The following is a 3,412-nucleotide window of genomic DNA, read 5'->3' on the forward strand; positions in this document are numbered from 1 at the left end:
ATCCGACTCAGCCACTTCCCGGACGGACACTGAGCGATCTGAAGACCCTCATCGACCGGAATTTCGGCGAGATCGACGGCTCGATCCAGCGATCGGTGGAGGAGGCGCATTCGGCCTCCAGCGCTGCGGACGAGACGTCCAGCAACGTCCAGACGGTCGCCTCCAGCGCCGAGGAGCTTGCGGCCTCCATCGGCGAGATCTCGCAGAGCATGGTGAAGTCCCGCAACGCCGCGGAGAACGCTTTCGATCAGGCGGTCGCCGGTGGGACCAGCACGGAAAAGCTGACGGTTGCCGCACAGGCGATGAACGGAATCGTCGGGCTGATCCAGAACATCGCCGGGCAGATCAACCTGCTCGCTCTCAACGCCACCATCGAGGCGGCGCGGGCGGGTGAGGCCGGCAAGGGATTCGCCGTTGTCGCGTCGGAGGTCAAGAATCTCGCCAATCAGGCGGCGCGCGCCACGGAGCAGATCACGCGCGAGATCGACGGCATCCAAACCACGTCGTCCGAGGTCGCCGGTTCCCTGAACGGCATCCGCGACGCCATCCAGTCCGTTCGCGAGTACGTCACCCTGACCGCATCGGCGATCGAGGAACAGACGGCGGTCACCCACAGCATGTCGGCGAACATGCAGAGCGCATCCATGGCGGTGTCCACGGTGTCGTCCAGCATCGCCGGCATCACCGAGGCGGTCAATGCCGTGGCCGGGGCTGTCGGGAAGACCAAGGACGCCGCGCAGATCCTGGTCCGTTGACGCGGGGACCGGCGTCAGGGGGGCTCCGATCGTATAGGGTCCTCCAGTCCTGAGGACCGTTCGCGTCCAAGTCCTGTTGACCCGCGCAAGAGGTTGGGACTCTTGCGATGGGAACAACATGATCGAAGGATGGCTGGTCCGGCGGTGGGCCATCGCGCTGGTCGCGGCAACGCTGGCCCTCACGACCGCGACCGCCGCGTCGGCGCAGGCGCCGGGCGGCGGGCAGGGCGCGCCGCTGCCGGCTGTGGTGGTGGCCCCGGTGGAGCGACGCACCATCGCCCCGCAGAGCGAGTTCGTCGGCCGTGTCGAGCCCATCGCCAGCTTCGACGCCCGTGTGCGGGTGGCGGGCACATTGGAGCGGGTGGCGTTCGCCGAGGGTCAGGACGTGGTCCGGGACCAGCTCCTCTATGTCATCGAGCCGGCGGTTTACCGCGCGCGGCTCGATGCGGCGCAGGCGCAGCTTGCCCGCGCCGAGGCGCAGTTGCGCGAAGCCACCCAGGATTACGAGCGCGCGGTCGAGCTGAACCGTCGCGGCACCGCGAGCGAGGCGACGCTGCAGCAGTCGCAGGCGGCGCGCGACAGCGCCCAGGCCGACGTGATGGCCGCCCGTGCCGCGGTGGAGCAGGCGGAGCTGGAGCTGTCCTACACCGACATCCGCTCCCCCATCGTGGGGCGCGTCGGGGCCACCGCCGTAACGGAGGGCAACTACGTCACGCCGGAGACAGGGACGCTGGCGACCGTGGTCCAGCTCGATCCCATCCGTGTCGTCTTCTCCGTCAGCGACCGCCAACTCCTGGATGTGCTCCAACAGACCGGGGCCGGCTCGCCGGCGGAGCTGACCGATCGCTTCGTTCCGACCCTGCGGATGGCGAACGGGACCTTGTACGACCAGCCGGGGCGGGTGGAGTTCGTGGACAACCGCGTCGACCCGCAGACCGGCACCATCCGTGTGCGCGCCCGCTTCACCAACCCGCAAGCGCTGCTGCTGCCCGGCCAGTACGTCAACGTGGTGGTCCGGCCGGAGCAGACGGCACAGCGTCCGGTGGTACCCGTCGATGCCGTGCAGCGCAACCGCGAAGGGGCGTATGTGCTGGTGGTCGGGGCGGATGACGTGGTGCAGGCACGCCCCGTCACGCTCGGCACGCAGCAGGATCAGGTGTACGCCGTGCGCGACGGCCTCCAGCCCGGCGAACGCATCGTGGTGCAGGGGCAGCAGAAGCTGCGTCCGGGCATGCGCGTCAACCCCGTCTCCCGCTCCGCGGAGCAGGAGGAAAAGGCGCGGCGGGAACAGGGGGCCGCAGGTTCGTCCGTGCCAGCTCCGGCGGTGGCTGGCTCCGCCACCGGCTCACCGCGCTGACGGGGGGCGGATCGATGTTCTCCAGCCTGTTCATACGGCGACCGAACCTGGCCATCGTGCTGTCGCTGGTCGCGGCGATCGCCGGGCTGCTCGCGATCACCGCCATCCCGGTGGCTCAGTTTCCGTCGATCACCCCGCCTTCGGTGCAGGTCAGTGCCAGCTATCCCGGCGCCAGCGCCCAGGTGGTGGCGGAAACCGTGGCTGCCCCGATCGAGGCGCAGGTGAACGGTGTGGAGGGCATGCTCTACATGTCCTCCTCCAGCACCGACCAGGGCAGCTACAGCCTCACCATCACCTTCGAGGTGGGCACCAATCCCGACATCGCCTCGGTGAACGTGCAGAACCGCGTGCAGCTCGCCACACCCACCCTGCCGTCGGCGGTGACGCGCCAGGGGGTGACGGTGCGGCAGCAATCATCCAACATGCTGCTGACGGTCAATCTGTTCTCCCCCGACGGCCGCTACGACGCGCTGTTCATCAGCAACTACGCCAACCTGAACCTGCGCGAGGTGCTGGCGCGGGTGCCCGGCGTGGGCGACGCGCGGGTGCTGGGGGCGCTCACCTACTCCATGCGGGTGTTCATGCACCCGGACCGCATGGCGTCCCTTGGCATCACCGCCGACGACATCGTCACCGCCATCCAGACACAGAACGTCCAGGCCGCCGCCGGCCAGATCGGCGCACCCCCCATCCGCGACACCCAGCAGCAGACCCTGACCGTCGTAGCCCAGGGCCGGCTGGAAACGGTGGAGGAGTTCCGCGCGATCATCGTGCGCGCGACGGAGGACGGCGGCGTGGTGCGGCTGTCCGACGTCGCCGACGTGGAACTGGGGGCGCAGAGCTACGACGCCGCCTCGGAACTCAACGGCAACCCCTCGGCCACGCTCGCCATCTACCAGTCACCGGACGCCAACGCGCTGGATGTCGCGGAGTCCGTGCGCGCCGAGTTGGCCCGTCTGTCATCGCAGTTTCCCGACGGGCTGGAGCACGACGTGGTGTTCGACACCACCCGCGTCGTGGTCGCCACGATCGAGGAGATCGTGCTGACGCTGGGCATCACCTTCGTCCTGGTGGTCGGTGTCACCTACCTGTTCCTGCAGGACCTGCGCTCCACACTCATCCCCACCCTCGCCATCCCGGTGTCGCTGGTCGCCACCTTCGCGGTGCTGCTGGCGCTGGGCTACAGCGCCAACACCATCACGCTGTTCGCGCTGGTGCTGGCCATCGGCCTTGTCGTGGACGACGCCATCGTGGTGGTGGAGAACGTGCACCGCGTGATGGAGGAGGACCCGGAGCGCAG

The 3,412-nt window shown here is 68.8% G+C and carries 3 protein-coding genes; all 3 read left to right on the plus strand.

Going from position 1 to position 3,412, the window contains the following annotated elements:
• A partial coding sequence (locus HL658_RS28280) for a methyl-accepting chemotaxis protein (protein WP_246337991.1) occupies positions 1–755 on the plus strand: 755 nt, incomplete at its 5' end.
• Between the two features lie 118 nt (positions 756–873).
• Complete coding sequence (locus HL658_RS28285; protein ID WP_180285841.1) at positions 874–2,112, plus strand: efflux RND transporter periplasmic adaptor subunit; 1,239 nt, start codon at positions 874–876, stop codon at positions 2,110–2,112.
• A 14-nt stretch (positions 2,113–2,126) separates the two neighbouring features.
• Positions 2,127–3,412: efflux RND transporter permease subunit (locus HL658_RS28290; RefSeq protein WP_180287684.1), on the plus strand; the 1,286-nt coding region annotated here is incomplete at its 3' end.

The sequence above is a fragment of the Azospirillum oleiclasticum genome, from assembly GCF_013423485.1.
Classification (GTDB): domain Bacteria; phylum Pseudomonadota; class Alphaproteobacteria; order Azospirillales; family Azospirillaceae; genus Azospirillum; species Azospirillum oleiclasticum.

What these genes read in the sequence shown, in the direction of transcription:
- HL658_RS28285 (WP_180285841.1), top strand. Translation starts at nt 874, where the DNA reads ATGATCGAAGGATGGCTGGTCCGGCGGTGGGCCATCGCGCTGGTCGCG.